Here is a 13,966-nt window from a genome sequence, read left to right as displayed (position 1 = left end):
TTGTCCCCTTGCGCTAGTGTATTCCTTTTTTCTTAAAGCGTCCGCCCTTCACATCGTGAATGTTACCGATCGCAACGAAAGCGTGCGGGTCCCAATCTTCAACGATGCTCTTCAGCTTCGCTTCCTCCAGTCGGGTGATGACGACGAAAATCACTTTCTTGCTTTCGCCTGTAAAGCCACCTTCACCTTCCAGATAAGTTACGCCCCGTCCAAGACGATCCGTCAGGGCATCCCCGATATCACGGTATTTGTCACTAATAATCCAGACCGATTTGGACTGATCCAGACCTTCAATCGTAATATCAATCATTTTCATGGCGATATAATAAGCAATCATGGAATACAGGGCATTTGGCCAACCGAACACAAAACCTGCACTTCCCAGAATGAATATGTTAACGAACAGTACGATCTCACCGACCGAAAAAGGAGTCTTTTCACTGACGAGAATAGCTACGATCTCTGTTCCATCCAGCGAACCGCCGGACCGAATCACAAGACCCACCCCAACACCGAGAATGACGCCCCCAAAAATAGCGCCGAGCAGCGGTTCACCAGGAGTCAACGCACTTACATTGTGAAGTAACGCGGTTCCAATGGACATAACGACGATACCGAATAATGTGGATAAAGCGAAGGTTTTACCAATTTGTTTGTAGCCGATAAGTAAAAATGGAAGGTTCAACAGGGTCAGGAAAATACCGAGCGGATAGCCAGTAATCTTGGAGGCCATAATGGAAATACCTGTAACGCCTCCGTCAATAACGCCGTTAGGAACCAGAAATATTTCCAATCCCACTGCCATCAGAGCTGCACCAACTACAATCATGGCTGCACGCTGAAACAGGCGTTTTACTTTGTTCTTCGGATTAGCTGGAATTTTGCTGATCTTGGTCAACTCTCCGGTCACATCTGTAATCTCAGATAAACTTTGGACTTCCTTGCTCACTACACTCATATATAAATCCCCCCGTTACAGTATGATATATTGGACAAAAAAGGGGCTGCTATCCGCAGTCCCCTATTCTTTACCGCGCTATTTATATAAATAGTATATCACAAAACTGTGATTTCGCGCAAAAAAGTTAGCAAAGAGCACATAAATCACAATAAAGCGGGATTATAGCGATAAAAACGGCGAAAATCGCCTTTATAGGAGTGGAGAGAGCATGCGAGTTAGAATTTCAGCTGTTTTCTGAGATCTAGGCCGTCTGCGGAACACGTTTAAATCTATGCGTGAGGAGTTGGAAATGTCCTCTACAAAATCTGCCGAAAGCCGTTCCAGCGCTGAATTAGCAAAAACGACAGCGGTCAACTCAAAATTATAGAAAAAGCTGCGCATGTCCATATTGGCAGTCCCGACCGAGCCGAGTAAATCATCGACAATCACCACTTTGGCATGAATAAATCCTTTTCGATATTGGTAGAACTCCACCCCTGCCTCCAGCAGTTCCTGTACATAGGACAGAGACGCCAAATGAACTAACTTCGAATCGGACTGATAGGGAATAATAATTTTCACATCTACGCCACTGACTGCCGCCAGCTTGAGCGCCTCATAAATGCCCGGATCGGGAATAAAATACGGCGTCGTAATCCAAATCCGCTTTTTGGCAACTGTGAGCGCCCCAAAGCACATTTCCTGAATCGTATCCCATACCTGATCGGGACCGCTGCTCAAAATCTGTACTTCCTCATCCCCGGTACAGGTATGTGGAGGAAATAAATTCACATCCATCAGTCTCTCCCCTGAGGCCAGCTTCCAGTCACTAAGAAACGCATTTTGTAGAAAATAGACGCTATCTCCTTCAATCTGCAAATGCGTATCCCTCCAAAATCCTACTTTGGGGTATTTTCCGAGATAATCGTCGCCTACATTAATCCCTCCTACAAATCCAACCATGCCATCTACCACCACGATTTTCCTGTGATTGCGATAGTTAATCCGGCGGTCCAGTGTGGCGAAAAACGGAGGTAGAAAATAATGAAATTCCACTCCCGCCTCACTACAGGTGCGAATAAAGGAATAGGGTAAATTGTAGCTCCCCACACCGTCTACAACGAATCGTACTTTTACTCCCTCACGTGCCTTGCGGATCATGACCTCTTGAAACTTTCTTCCGATTTCGTCGGCCCGAAATATGTAAAACTCCACATGGATATGATGTTGCGCATGTTCCATCGCTGCCAGCATGGCCTCGAAGGCTTCTTCACCGTTCGTCAGCACACGTGTGCGGTTACATCCAGTCAACGGGTTTTCCGACATACGAATTAACTGGTTAAACAGGCGCTCCTGATGTTTGAAATGAGGATTATGCATTTGCTCCACATGTTCAATGACCTTGGATTGCGCCCATAGACGCTCGCGGAATTCACGAAACAGCTGCGATCCCCCTTTTCGAACCACTTTACGCTTCTGATAATCCTGTGCAACAAAGTAGTACACGACAAAGCCAATGAGCGGGAAGCAAAACAAAATAAAAAGCCAGGCTACCGCTTTGGACGGCTTGCGAAATTCAAAGAGCAGGATCGTCCCGGTCTGAAAAATAAAAACAATTAAAACCAACAGCAACCACAGCATGTCTAAGCCTCCTTATATATCTCAGGATTTTGCAAAATCCTCATCTACGTTTTATACTAAGCTCCAATTTTTTTGACATGTTTGCCTCTTAAGCTGAATAGATAGTAACCAAGCACTATAGGAGCGATGTCCGGAAAGGAGCGATTATGAAAAAAGGAAGCCTAAATCGCCGGATGACCCTGCTTGTTATTCGGGATGCACAGCAACCGCCCAAGCAGCTACAATGCTCTACAGCCGCTGTCATTCTCGTCCCGACTCTTGTGATCGCGTCTATCTCTACGCTCGTGATCGGGCTGCAAATCCGTTCTTCCCATATTATTTCCCAAATGGAAACGAATCTTGCTGTCCAGAGTTTGCAGATGGAGGTCACGGTAGCGGACAAGGACGCAGCCATTGGGCGACTACGGCAGGAAGTCATGGAGCTGACAAATCAAGCCACCCATATTCGTGAACGCCTTCAGCGCGTAACGGAGCTGGAACAACAAATGCAGCAATTCATTCGTAAACACGGAAACTCATCTGCCACAAGTAACCATAAAAAGACCATGACTCCGCTCTCCTGGGATGCTTCCGACCATATTGGGGGTGAGCTGATCGCAGTACATGAAAATACTGCCTTCCTAACTCGCCAGGCAATGGATGATTTTCAGGAGATCGAATCTCTGTTGGACACGGTGGAGCGTACGGTTCCCCGCTCTATTCAGCAAGCAAATGCCGTCCAGCAAAATCTGGAGCGCAAACAAGCCGCACAGTTACTCCAGACTCGTAGGCTGGCTCTTGCCGAGCAAGGGAAGCCCTCCGTTTGGCCTGTAGGTTCACGGCGAATGACCTCCAGCTTTGGCTATCGCAGCGACCCTTTTACCGGCAGATCTGCCTTTCATTCAGGCGTGGACATTGCCGGACAAACCGGTGATCCTGTCTATGCAGCAGGAGCAGGCACCGTCTTGGAAGCTGCTTCTAGCGGCGCCCGCGGCAAGTGCATCATCATCCAGCATCCTGACGGACTCCAGAGCTGGTATATGCACCTGAGCGGCATGCAGGTGACCCCGGGGGATCGTGTCCACAAAGGACAGACCATCGGTCTGCTGGGGAGTACTGGGAGAAGCACAGGACCTCATCTTCATTTTCAGATCGTCAAGCATAACCAACCTGTCGATCCATTACTGTATGTACAATGAGGATTTTTCAAAATCTTTACAATAAAGGATTGGGGGAAAACCATCATGTTCAAGGAATCCAAAAAAAAGCTCTCCACCCCAGCTATGGATACACTGCTCGCTAATGGCACCAGCTTTGAAGGTACAGTTGAGGCAGAGGCCAATATTCGGATTGACGGTCATTTTCAGGGCGATATCCGCAGCACTCGTACTGTCGTCATTGGAGAATCTGCTGTTGTACGTTCGGACATCTTCGCACAAGACGTCATCCTTGCCGGTAAGGTGTTCGGCAGCATTACTACAGAAGGACGACTAACCATTACGCCGACAGGTGAGCTGTACGGAAATACCGCGACCGCTGCATTGGTCATCTCTGAAGGCGGTGTACTGGACGGCACAAGTCAAATGAACCGAACAAAGGATGTAGAGTTGTCAGCTTCTACGGATGAGCCAAACGACGAAACCCAATCTAGTTTCAGCAAAGACAGGGAGGACAGCCAAGCCACTCTGCAATCCGAAGCAGGGTAAAATCAGGATATACTCCTTTAAATCCAGTGCATTCTCCATTCATTCCATAATATCCTCCACTCTGCGTTCCAAAAATAATTGGTATACCTTGCGTATGACGATTTTTCCGCACATATACAATGGAATCACCAAAATGATGCCCAGAATCCCGAGCAGGTCACCACCAACTAACAGTAAAATAACGACAGTCAACGGATGAATATCCAGTTGCTTGCCAAAAACTATAGGTGACAGCCAATTATCCTGAATTTGCTGTGCAGCAATCACCACGACCAGCGACCAGAGCGCCATCGAAGGTGATTCGAGAAATCCAATAATAACCACGGGTATAGAAGCAGCCACTGCCCCCACATAGGGAATAAAATTAAGAAAAATCGAAATAACGGCGAGCAGCAAGGCATAAGGCAAACCAATAATTAAAAATCCAAGGAACATCATCACACCCAACGCGACATTGATCAGCACCCGACTTACGATAAAGCTGCTGAGTGCACTATCGATATCTTCCATAACCTCCAATGCGTCCTTGTGATATTTTTTAGGAAAGAAGTTTAGCATTTTAGGGCCAAACTTGCTCCCTTCCTTCAGCATGTAATAGAGCAATATGGGAAAGGTAGCCAATACGATAAAAAAGTAGGACACGAACGATACCAGCTTTACCGAATAATCAGATAGCGTCGAAAAAGCTTCGTTCAACGTATCTGACAGTTGTGACAGCGGGTCTTCACCCGGAGGCAGCACTTGTCTCAAGGATTGATTATGCCGCCATTGGCTCAATTGATCAACCAGACTTTTAATGAGCTTCGGCGCATTTTCAAATAAATTGGTTACTTGATCACGCAGTGTAGGCCACACACCCCATGAGAAAACAAACAATAACACTCCAATGACCAAATAAATCAGCAAGATGGAGATCGATCGTTTGATTTTTCTCCGTTCCATTACATCTACAATCGGCCTCAATAAATAATAGAGGAAAAAAGATAGCATTAACGGTACCACCAGCAAGCTGACCAAAGATACGAGAGGACTAAATATAAAGCTTACTTTGGTGCCCAAGTAAATGATGAGTAATAGCATGACGATACCTGTAGTTACACGAAAAAAACGATTATTTTGCAGCATACCATGCGGCCCCCTCTGTTCTGTTTCTCTCTACCTCTTTAAACGCAAAATGGCCCTATTGATTGATTCTTGCTGAAAATAGATTACAATATACCTCTGCACGCAGAATATGTAACAAAAATGACATAGATACTGGATAAACAGTGTTAAAGAGGATTTTGAAAAATCCTGAAATAACAAAAGGACGTCCAAATGCTGAGCATTTGAACGTCCTTTGTGTAACTCTAAGACACTGCGATTTAGGTTGAAACATCCCGTTTTACGAAAACCACCCAGGCAATGGCGATAAAAATTACATAATAAGCGGCCAGCACGGTGAGCGAAAAGGTTAGACTGGAACTTACCGTACCCGGCGGCATATCTAGATATTTTTTCAGATCCATATGCGTAAATAGTACATATTTGGTCCATTCAAAACGATCTGTGCTGAACAAGCCAATAGAGTTATAGATTGTTTTGGTGAACATCATGAACAGCGACAGCCCAATCGCCAAGGCACTGGAACGGAAAACAGCGGACAGCATAAAAGCAAAGGCCATCGTCACGAACAAGGCAATATAGCTATACAAGAAGTTCAACGTTACGTAAGATATCGGATCACTGAACAGCGGAACAGAACCCGCTGGTGCATCCTTGGATAACATCAGCCATGAGGACAGCGTAACCATCAAGATCAAAATGATCGTTCCGAGCAAACTGAACAAAATCACGGATATATACTTGGACAACAATATTTTGCTGCGAGTCCAAGGTCGGATGAGCAGCAGCTTAATCGTTCCCCAAGTAAATTCACCAGCCACCGAATCAGCAGCTACAATGACCGTAAACGTCGTATTGAGGAAAAACGTAAACAACGTCGTCAACGCAATCCCATCCCACACACTGACCTGATCGGAAACCAGGGAGATCAGCATCGGAATCGCAGCAGTGATGACCGCCAGCAATCCCAGCATAATCCATGTGCGCACACGCAGGTAAATTTTCAGATTTTCGTTATGTACCAGTTTGAAGAAATCACCCAATAAACCCGCCTCCCGTCACTTCCAAAAATTGATCTTCCAGCGTACGGGCAACCGGGCGAATCGCATATACTTTAATTCCGTTTGCAGCCAGCAGGCTGTTCATCTCTGCAATCTGTTCCCGCTCCAGGTGAAGCAGCAGTTGATTACCTTCAACGCGTCCTGCTCCAGCAAGCGCATAGGCTTGTTCGGCATCATTTACCTCAAAAGCAATTTCCGCCGTCTGCACTTCCTCCCCTGTGTTCTTCAGTTGCTTGATATCAACCAGCCGTCCGCTCTGAATAATGGCTACACGGTCGCACATCAGCTCCATCTCGGACAACAAATGACTTGATACGAATACGGTAATTCCCTCCGTACGGGTCAATTGACGCAAATAATCCCGCAGTTCACGAATACCCTGCGGGTCCAAACCATTGGTCGGCTCGTCCAGCACAAGCAGCTTCGGTCGATGCAAAATCGCCTGAGCTACTCCAAGTCGCTGTCGCATCCCGAGCGAATAGGTTTTTACTTTATCGTGAATCCGGTTTCCGAGTCCCACCAAACGAATCGCTTCATCCACGCGTTCTTGGGTCACCCCAGGAGACATTCGCGCAAAATGCTGCAAATTTTGATAGCCTGTCAAAAACTTGTACATCTCCGGGTTCTCAACAATCGCTCCGACATGGGAAACGGCCTTTTCAAAATCAGTATTAATGCTGTCTCCACAAATATGAATATCGCCCTTGCTGATCGAAATCAGGCCAACCATCATACGGATGGTTGTCGTTTTTCCCGCACCATTGGGTCCAAGGAAACCAAATACCTGCCCCGCCGGAACCTCCAGCGTCAGATCATCCACGATCGCTTTGGAGGAAATGATTTTACTCACACCCTCCATACGTATGACGGGAACCTGTCCTGTCGCTTGCTGCATGCTATGAAACTCCTTCCATCCGGAGTGAAGCTGTTATCCATTTACTGTACATTTCCGGTTTTGGAAGTATTGTACCATATTTAACCTTTTAGAAACACCTCGCAACCTCTATTCCTTGTCCTTGTATATCCAAAGCACCCGCCATTTCTCATCTTCCTGCGTCACATAACAAGGCTGTACGATATCAAAATTACCGAATCGGGTCTTGTAATGCTGAGTGACCGTAATACGGTAAACTTTCCCTAACTCTTCTCCATTCTGATCCGTACGAATGTCATATTCAGTCTGCGGCTCCCCCAGTTCAAACGTGAACGTATCCGTCCCCATATCCTGCATAAAAACGTGCGCACGCTGCTGTACATACGTAGATTTCTCGAATTTCTTTTTTATTTGCGAATGAAAAAGCTCCCATGAACCTCCGAAATTTCCCGATTGCTCCATCGTGTAGAACTCGTTCAGTGCTTCTACCGCTTGATCGCCCTCGCCTGTAGACATCACCCCACGCAGACCCAGCCACAGCAGCCATAACAATCCACCTATGATGGCAAAATATAATAGCTTACGAACGAACGCCGAAGCCGCTCTTCTTCTAAACAGCACACACTGCCCCTCCCTCTGTTGGACTATACCGAATTCTCTACAGATGTATGTGGGACAAGCCTTTTTTAGAAGACTTTAGAAGAAAATAACGGGTGACCTCCCAACAGGGCACCCGCCTACATAAGGCTTACCTAAGGCGATATGGTAGTGGTAAGCATATGCTTCTCCAGCACTCCATGGATACGCTGGCGTTCCTGTTCATCCACCATGTAATAATACACCCCGTTGATTTTACGCCCATGTCCCTTCAGTTCAACGGTATCCGTCTGCTTGAGGGACGGACCGATCCGGGTCAGGAAGGTGGTCATATCGTCAAAGGTAATGTCTGTGCGAATCTGCTCCCCCGCTGCCTCCAGTATCGGTTTTACCCTCAACAGCCCTTCCTTGCTGATGGACTGGGCAAGAATTTGCTTGAGTAGCTCCCGCTGGCGAGCATTTCTTCCGAGATCCCCACGTGGATCATCGAAACGCATACGGGCGTAGGCCAACGCCTCAGCCCCGCTCAAGTTCAAATTACCCTGTGCAAAATGATGACCCTCATATTGAAAATCAAGTGGATTATGAACCTCGACTCCCCCCACAAGGTCCACCATTTTCGCAAACCCTTCCATGTTCATCTGTACATAGTAATCTATCGGATAGTTCAAAAAATGTTCTACCGTACGGATCGACATATCCACGCCCCCAAAAGCAAAAGCGTGATTGATTTTGTCCTCACGCCCCCTACCGATCAACTCTGTTCGCGTATCGCGCGGAATGTTGAACATCAACATAGAGCCTTCGGCAGGGTTAACAGACAAGACGATCATCGTATCCGATCGTCCTGGATCGTGAGACCGCCGATCTACGCCCAGCACCAGCACGGTGAACGGCTTGAACTGGGAGATGGCTGCCGGATTGGGTGTAATTGATCCAGAGTCTGTATCTACGGATCGCCCTGCTCCGCCCGTTGCAAGGGTAGAAACCGCCCCAGGCTGCACGATGCTGCGCGGATGATACATCGCATTCGCCGCTGTTTTAAAAGAATGATACACATAAGCGGTGTAGGCAGTAGCCCCTATGACCAATAACGCCGCAGCCCCCAATGTTATCTTCAGCCACCGTTTCATATGCAGCCTCCCCTTTACGGATTTACTACAGACTGATGACGATCTACATCCAGATTGTTCATCTGTGGCCTACCGACAGAATAGTATGCAAAGACGGATTGTCTGATTTGCTCCTCGCTATACACATTGCGTCCATCGATCATAATAGGATACTTCATAAGCTCATTCAGCTCACCCAGCCCGATTTCACCAAACTCCTCCCATTCCGTCAATAGACACAGTGCGTCGCATCCCTCTGCTGCTTCCCGTGCGCTATCTGCCCACGTTACTTCCGAGCTGTCCAGCAGTCTGCGGAAGTTAGCGGTAGCGATCGGGTCATATGCACGGATTTGCGCCCCTGCCTCCAGCAGCGACTGCATAATATCCAGCGCCGGGGCATCTCTTACGTCATCTGTATTCGGTTTAAAGGCCAGTCCCCATATACCAATCGTTGCTCCTTCCAGATCACCCAGCGCCTCTTTCAGCTTACGAATCACGTTAAAGCGTTGACCCTGATTCACTTCCACCACAGATTTCAGCAGCTTGAATTCATAGTCCACGTTGCCTGCAATTTGGATTAGAGCTTGTGTATCCTTTGGGAAACAGGAACCCCCATAGCCGATACCTGCTGACAAAAAGGAGGAGCCGATCCGCTGATCCAGCCCCATACCGTGTGCCACACGTGTAACGTCTGCGCCCACCTTTTCGCAAATATTTGCAATCTCATTAATAAACGAAATTTTGGTCGCCAAAAAAGCATTCGACGCATACTTGATCATCTCCGCCGAACGGATATCTGTGGTTACGATATTTGTCGTCAACGGCTCGTGCAGTGTAGTGAGCACTGCGGACACATGCGGATCGGAAGCCCCGATGATGATTCGATCTGGCTGTAAGGTGTCTAGGACTGCTGAACCTTCGCGCAAAAATTCAGGAACCGAAGCCACACCAAAAGAATAGTTTGTGCGGCTCGCAATCCAATTTTGAATGCGTTCGTTCGTTCCGACAGGCACCGTGCTTTTGGTGACAATGACTTTGTAGCCATTCATGGCGTCTGCCACCTCGCAGGCTGCTTCTTCAATATAGGACAGGTTCGCTTCCCCGCCCGGCAGTGAAGGCGTGCCGACCGCCAAAATAACAATTTCAGCCGCCTCTACCGAAGCTGCCGTATCTGTTGTAAAGCTTAGTCGGCCTTGTTCTACATTATCTTTAATTAGAGCCTTTAATCCCGGTTCATAAATCGGCACCCCACCTGCACGCAGCTGAAGAATTTTGTCCTCATTCTGATCTACACAGACGACGGTATTCCCGAGTGCGGCAAAACAGACCCCCGACACCAGCCCCACATACCCCGCACCTATTACACATAGCTTCAAAGCAACTCCCCCTTTTACATGCTGTCTCATTGCATCCTGCTATTACCGACTTCACTTCTCTATATCTCTTCCTGCAAGCCGATTTTGATAAAGCGTAAGCCGTTTGTTTTGCCGATAAGATTTTAGAAAACGGTATACATATATCGGATTGTTGTAGGCATACCTCTTCCATAATCGCTTCGGTTCGCAGATCAGACGATACAGCCACTCCAGCCCCAGCTTTTGTACCGCTAGCGGCGGTCTGCGAACCTTTCCAGTGATATAGTCAAAGGCCGCCCCTACTCCAATCATCACGCCACGGATGCGGTCTTTGTTTCGATGCATCCATATTTCCTGCTTCGGGCAGCCTAAGCTGACGAATATGATATGCGCGCCGGACGCATTGATTTCATCAATGATCCGCTCCTCCTCATCTGGGTGAAGCTCACGAAATGGCGGTGAAAAGCTGCCCGCGATGCAGATTCCAGGGTAATCTTGTTCTACTCTCTCTTTTAAGCTATCCAGCGTATCCGGCGTACTGCCGTAAAAATATATACTCACCTTCGTCTGTGGCGCACGTTCGCACAACTTGAGCATCAGGCTGGGACCATCTACCCGATCCTGACGCTCAAATCCGTATAGCTTAAGCGCCCATACCAACGGCATACCATCCGGAGTACACAAATCGGCTTGAGTGAGCGCTTTGTGGAACTCAGCATGATTCCCGGCTGTGACAATGGAATGCGTGTTGCAAATACATACATAGCCGTCCTTTCGTTCGGCTGCCCATTGTTCCAGCGTGTGTACCGTCTCCTGAAACGTAAGTGCTGCAATATCTGCATCCGCAATCCTTCCAACTCTATATTGGGGCAGCTGCTTCATAATCACGCTCCTCCATCGCCTCGCTATATATCGCCATCAGCTGCTTCACATTCACTTCTTCCGTATAGCGTGCAGCGTAGTTTTCCGACACCTTCTGTCTCATAGCTGCATAGTTTTCATAGGCTACTGCGCGGTGAATCACGGTCTTTATATTTTCCAAATCATCATGTTGAAAATGGAAACCCGTCACCCCGTCCTCCACGACTTCCTCCAGTGCGCCGAGCCGGCTGCATAATACCGGAGTTCCAACAGAAAAAGACTCTACAATGGTCATGGGAAATCCTTCATACCAAATGGAAGGCACCATGACATACATGGCCCGGCTCATGCAATCCAGTACCGTGTCTCCATCCTGCTTACCGAGAAACCGAACATCTTCCTGTGGATAAGCAGCGGTCAATTCAGCCTTTTCCGGACCATCTCCAATGATGACCAGTCTCAATCCCCCCCGATCTTCCAACTGTGACCAAGCTTGCAGCAGATTGCGAACCCCTTTTTCAGCTGAAATCCGTCCCACGAACAATAAATAACGATCATTCGGGTCATATTGGGTTTTCACTGTTTTATGATGGACAAAATTTGGCTTTACCGCGATACGATCCAGTGGAATACCGCTTTCGGCAAATTTGTCCCGTGCAAACTCTGTCAGCGCGATATAGCGACTTACCTTGTGCTGCCATGTGCCGATCAGATCGTTGAACTTAATCATCGCCGCTACCGGAATCGTCTGAAGCTGTGAACCTCGATAGCATCCATGACGGATGGAATGCAGCAGCGTGCCGTGCAGACATTTTTCACAAACCTTATTCCCTCGCATAAAGGTTGCCGCCGGACAAATCAGCCTGTAATTATGCAGTGTCTGGACAACCGGAATCCCCAGCCGTTCACAAGCATGATAGACCGAAGGGGATATAACCGGAAAAAAATTATGCACATGTACCACATCTGGCTTCACCTGTAAAAGCAGCTTCTTGATTCTTTTGAATTCCGGCAGAGACCATGCCGCCTCTACCGCCAGCTTTGCCATGTTCGCTAGCCCTCTGCTTTGAATGCTGTCGTTGTGCACATAGTAATGCTCTGTCTCTATTCCTCTGGAACGCAGCATAGCTGATTCTTGCTCGACAACCTTGTCTTCTCCCCCGCTTTGCTGATAAAAGTTATGGATGATCAGCACCTTGCTCACAGGAGGGCTCATCTGTCTGCTGACCTGTTGGCTCACGTGGTTGCCCCTCTTTCCTGCGTTGATTGCATAGCGTGGTTCGAACTTCTGGGCTTGATCCCTTGATGGCTTACGATTTCATCCGCAATGCGATCCCACGACATACGCTCGACCGTAAGGAAGGCCTTCTCCGCCATACTTCGTCTCAGCTCAGCATTATCCAGCAAATCGTCTATTCGACCAGACCATTCCTCTTCTGAAAAGCTTCTCAGCATCACTCCGCTCACTCCGTCCTCAATCAAGGTAACCGAGCCCCCGTTTACCGAAGAGATAATCGGAACGCGAAACAGCATGCTTTCCAGCAGCACCATACCAAAAATATCGTATTGGGTCGGAAACAGCATCACATCCGCCGCTCCGTAAACTTGCCACAGATGACGTTGCTCCACTCTTGAAAAATGTATAATACTGTCCGTTATTCCCAGTTCATGAGCATATGTCCAATAGCGGTCTGTGTCCGTCTTCCGTCCATCCCCGACCATTAACAAAAGACAGCTAGGATGCTTTTGGAGTACCCTTTTGAACGTACTCAGCATAAAACGTATATTTCTCCGTTCCTCCAGTACACCAACATACAAAAGCACCGGACGATCTCCGATTCGACGTAGCTCATTCGCGACCTCACGGTTTTCCTCACGCTCTCCGCTTATGTTGTCACTTTTATTACTGGTGTCACTGTCGGATGCTCTCTCTACTTTACTGCGATCCAATCCGACTCCAATCGTAACCACGTTGTCAAAACCTTTATTCTCCAAATAGCGCTTGGCAAGATCGGATTTGACATAGGTACGGCGTAGAGATTTTGCTACCTTCGGCAGCAGCATAATATCGTACAGTTTGCGGATCAGCGCGTGCGTGTTATCTCGGTATGGGCCGTGATACAACGCCAGCTTATCAGGACATTTGCGGGAAAGCAGATAGGTCATGATCTGGTTGTATTCTGTAGTAATGACCAGACTATAAGCATCCAGAAAAGAATCTTTGAGAACATCTCTGTAGATGCTGTTGCTTAGGAACTTAAACCCGTGGAGCCAGATAATACGCAAGGTGCATCCTTCGTGACGGTAGACCTGTTCCAGATGGGTTTCCTTACGATCGTTGTAGTAAACAATGTCGCAATCATAGCCTTTTCGAACGAGTGCTTTGCCCAAACCGACTTCCTGTAAATTGTATGAGTCCCCGTTCACCTTGCTGGCAAAATTGCGGAGATACAATATTTTTCGAATCATCATCAGGGCTCCTGCCATTTCATATTGAGTGAGTTATGGAGCACGGAGGGTTCAGAGAACGCTGCGCGTTCCATTTGATCTTCCGATCGCTGTTGCAGTGGGATTCCTGGATATATAAAACATTCCGAGGTAGGAATCCCACTGCAAAGGCGAACGCTAGCGCTTCTTCAGATTCAAATGGACCGCTCCGCTGCTGACCACCGTGTCCATAAAGTCACCCCATTTAAAAAAAGGGAATGCTGGGTATGAAGTGCCCTCGCTGCGTGG

The 13,966-nt window shown here is 47.7% G+C and carries 13 protein-coding genes; 2 read left to right on the top strand and 11 right to left on the bottom strand.

What is annotated here, in order from left to right; genetic code table 11:
• Positions 1 to 13: 13 nt before the first annotated feature.
• The gene (locus MKY98_RS06420) at positions 14 to 958 is read right to left on the bottom strand and encodes a YitT family protein (protein WP_029516224.1); all 945 of its coding nucleotides are present in this window, start codon (positions 956 to 958) and stop codon (positions 14 to 16) included.
• Positions 959 to 1,150: 192 nt separating this feature from the next.
• On the bottom strand, positions 1,151 to 2,581 hold the full coding sequence (cls, locus tag MKY98_RS06415) for a cardiolipin synthase (RefSeq protein WP_069011100.1): 1,431 nt from the start codon (positions 2,579 to 2,581) through the stop codon (positions 1,151 to 1,153).
• A 146-nt stretch (positions 2,582 to 2,727) separates the two neighbouring features.
• On the opposite strand from cls, the gene MKY98_RS06410 reads away from it, so the two are divergent.
• The gene (locus tag MKY98_RS06410) at positions 2,728 to 3,759 is read left to right on the top strand and encodes a M23 family metallopeptidase (protein WP_069011099.1); all 1,032 of its coding nucleotides are present in this window, start codon (positions 2,728 to 2,730) and stop codon (positions 3,757 to 3,759) included.
• A gap of 45 nt (positions 3,760 to 3,804) precedes the next feature.
• Positions 3,805 to 4,266 carry a bactofilin family protein gene (locus MKY98_RS06405; RefSeq protein WP_029516221.1) on the top strand — a complete coding sequence of 154 codons (462 nt, stop codon included), beginning with the start codon at positions 3,805 to 3,807 and terminating at the stop codon, positions 4,264 to 4,266.
• A gap of 39 nt (positions 4,267 to 4,305) precedes the next feature.
• On the opposite strand, the gene MKY98_RS06400 is transcribed toward MKY98_RS06405, so the two are convergent.
• The 9 genes from MKY98_RS06400 to MKY98_RS06360 all read right to left on the bottom strand — a co-directional run bounded on the left by MKY98_RS06400 (position 4,306) and on the right by MKY98_RS06360 (position 13,699).
• Positions 4,306 to 5,391 (bottom strand): AI-2E family transporter, encoded by a 1,086-nt coding sequence (locus MKY98_RS06400; RefSeq protein ID WP_029516220.1) that lies wholly within the window; start codon positions 5,389 to 5,391, stop codon positions 4,306 to 4,308.
• Between the two features lie 239 nt (positions 5,392 to 5,630).
• On the bottom strand, positions 5,631 to 6,413 hold the full coding sequence (locus MKY98_RS06395; RefSeq protein WP_029516219.1) for an ABC transporter permease: 783 nt from the start codon (positions 6,411 to 6,413) through the stop codon (positions 5,631 to 5,633).
• Positions 6,406 to 7,326, bottom strand: a complete 921-nt coding sequence (locus tag MKY98_RS06390) for an ABC transporter ATP-binding protein (protein WP_029516218.1) — start codon at positions 7,324 to 7,326, stop codon at positions 6,406 to 6,408. Before MKY98_RS06390 ends, MKY98_RS06395 begins: the two co-directional genes overlap by 8 nt.
• Positions 7,327 to 7,434: 108 nt before the next feature.
• Complete coding sequence (locus MKY98_RS06385; protein ID WP_029516217.1) at positions 7,435 to 7,926, bottom strand: hypothetical protein; 492 nt, start codon at positions 7,924 to 7,926, stop codon at positions 7,435 to 7,437.
• A 131-nt stretch (positions 7,927 to 8,057) separates the two neighbouring features.
• Entirely contained in the window at positions 8,058 to 9,035 is a 978-nt protein-coding gene (locus MKY98_RS06380) for an LCP family glycopolymer transferase (protein WP_029516216.1), read from the bottom strand.
• Between the two features lie 14 nt (positions 9,036 to 9,049).
• The gene (locus tag MKY98_RS06375; protein WP_029516215.1) at positions 9,050 to 10,390 is read right to left on the bottom strand and encodes a UDP-glucose dehydrogenase family protein; all 1,341 of its coding nucleotides are present in this window, start codon (positions 10,388 to 10,390) and stop codon (positions 9,050 to 9,052) included.
• 51 nt (positions 10,391 to 10,441) lie between these two features.
• Positions 10,442 to 11,251, bottom strand: a complete 810-nt coding sequence (locus MKY98_RS06370) for a WecB/TagA/CpsF family glycosyltransferase (RefSeq protein WP_069011098.1) — start codon at positions 11,249 to 11,251, stop codon at positions 10,442 to 10,444.
• The gene (locus MKY98_RS06365) at positions 11,229 to 12,470 is read right to left on the bottom strand and encodes a glycosyltransferase family 4 protein (protein WP_069011097.1); all 1,242 of its coding nucleotides are present in this window, start codon (positions 12,468 to 12,470) and stop codon (positions 11,229 to 11,231) included. Before MKY98_RS06365 ends, MKY98_RS06370 begins: the two co-directional genes overlap by 23 nt.
• Complete coding sequence (locus tag MKY98_RS06360) at positions 12,467 to 13,699, bottom strand: glycosyltransferase family 4 protein (protein WP_029516212.1); 1,233 nt, start codon at positions 13,697 to 13,699, stop codon at positions 12,467 to 12,469. The genes MKY98_RS06365 and MKY98_RS06360 overlap by 4 nt, the downstream gene beginning before the upstream one ends.
• Between the last annotated feature and the right edge of the window lie 267 nt (positions 13,700 to 13,966).

Source organism: Paenibacillus sp. FSL M8-0228 (assembly GCF_038007385.1).
In the GTDB taxonomy this organism is placed as follows: Bacteria; Bacillota; Bacilli; order Paenibacillales; family Paenibacillaceae; genus Paenibacillus; species Paenibacillus polymyxa_D.
Note: the sequence above shows the minus strand (reverse complement) of the source record. Positions and strands in the feature narration are given on the sequence as shown.